Source organism: Vibrio sp. 10N.222.49.C12 (assembly GCF_041475025.1).
Classification (GTDB): domain Bacteria; phylum Pseudomonadota; class Gammaproteobacteria; order Enterobacterales; family Vibrionaceae; genus Vibrio; species Vibrio crassostreae_C.
Genome location: NZ_JBFRVF010000052.1, coordinates 1 through 1,412 on the forward strand (window position 1 = coordinate 1; position 1,412 = coordinate 1,412).

At 41.8% G+C, this 1,412-nt stretch carries 1 protein-coding gene; it reads right to left on the bottom strand.

Annotation, left to right across the window (positions count from 1 at the left end):
- Positions 1 to 13: 13 nt before the first annotated feature.
- Positions 14 to 1,321 (bottom strand): IS4 family transposase, encoded by a 1,308-nt coding sequence (locus AB4583_RS16000; RefSeq protein WP_029235596.1) that lies wholly within the window; start codon positions 1,319 to 1,321, stop codon positions 14 to 16.
- Positions 1,322 to 1,412 lie beyond the last annotated feature (91 nt).

Consider the following 1,412-nt stretch of genomic DNA (forward strand, 5'->3'; position numbering starts at 1 on the left):
TAATGCCGTTCACTTAAGAGTGAACGGCATTTTTGTTCTTAGCATACCGTTGTGGTCTGGGTTTAACTCTTCTAGGGAATGTCCTTTCCCTTCGCCCTTCAAGTATTAAGCTTTCAGCCATGTTGTGGAACCCCTTTAGCTGACGAGGTATTGCGCCTGGTGTTGAATAAGGTAAGCCTACAAGTAACGCTGATACATGAGCTAACGTGCCGTTAAAACTCAGTTGATAAGGAAGGTAATTTCCCTTTAAATTGAAGCAGAGCTCGACCATCTGATATCGGATTAAATTGTAAGTAAGCAAGATGCCCCATAACTCCTGCTTGACCAGCTCTGGTAAACGACTTCGCAGCGTAAGACGGTTTCCAAGCATGTATTGTTTTTGCTCTCGGTAGCCCAGCTCTATTTCCCAACGATGCTCATAAAGGCCTGCAATATCTTTTGATGGGTAACGCAGGGAGTCCGTCATGGAGGTTAATACTTGGTAGTCTTTTCCTTTAATTTTACGAGTGACAAGTCGAGCGGTTATCGACTTTGGTAAATCAGGCCATAGCTTTCTAGCTCTTGGATTACTGTGTAATTGAACAAGTTTGTCATTTCGCCCTAAAGATTGAACAATGTCATATTGTGTATTTTTCTTGAGGGGGATAAGCCAATGGCGCTCTGAGCCAGAGTCTTGCCATTTATGTAATAAACCTAAAGAATAGAACCCCTTATCGAACATTGTTACGCTATGGTTTGGTGTTGTTTCTATTAGTTTTTCAGCTAATATCATTTCGTTTGTATTGTAATTATCAAATGCACTGGCCGTAATAATGTGACTGCTTAGTTCCATTTGGCAGACCATTCTCACTTGCGGATATTGCGTCCCTTTTTGTCGAGAAAATGCCTTTTCATTTTGCGGGTTATCGGGCGTTCGCCAAACAACGCCATCGACGCCAAGCAGCGTTAATCCATTCCATTGGGGTAACTTTGCACTGTTTAACCATGACGTAGTCATTCGCTCAAAGACCGCTTTAATTGCGTCTTCACCCAACGTCTTTCGACGTTGAGTTAACGCACTCGGTGCGACAAAAGCTTTACCTGTACGGTCGACAATATCAAGTTGGTTCACTAAATCTTTCATGGATTTACTGTTATAGATAGCCATTCCAACAAGCAGCCACACCATGGATTCTAAAGTTAATTTCCTCTTTCTCATCGTGACAGTATCAGTAAGAGAATAGGCTTCGTCGATGAGTTCAATTGGAAGCAAGTCAGACAAAGTCTCAACGCTGCTAGGTTTCCAATCATTAATTATGTTTAGAGCTTGAGAAACATCCATAAAAAAATCCAAGTGCATTAAATACACTTGGATTTTGACAGCTCTGAAGGATCCTTCAACCGATCGCTTTGGCTTTAACTGATCGGCATTA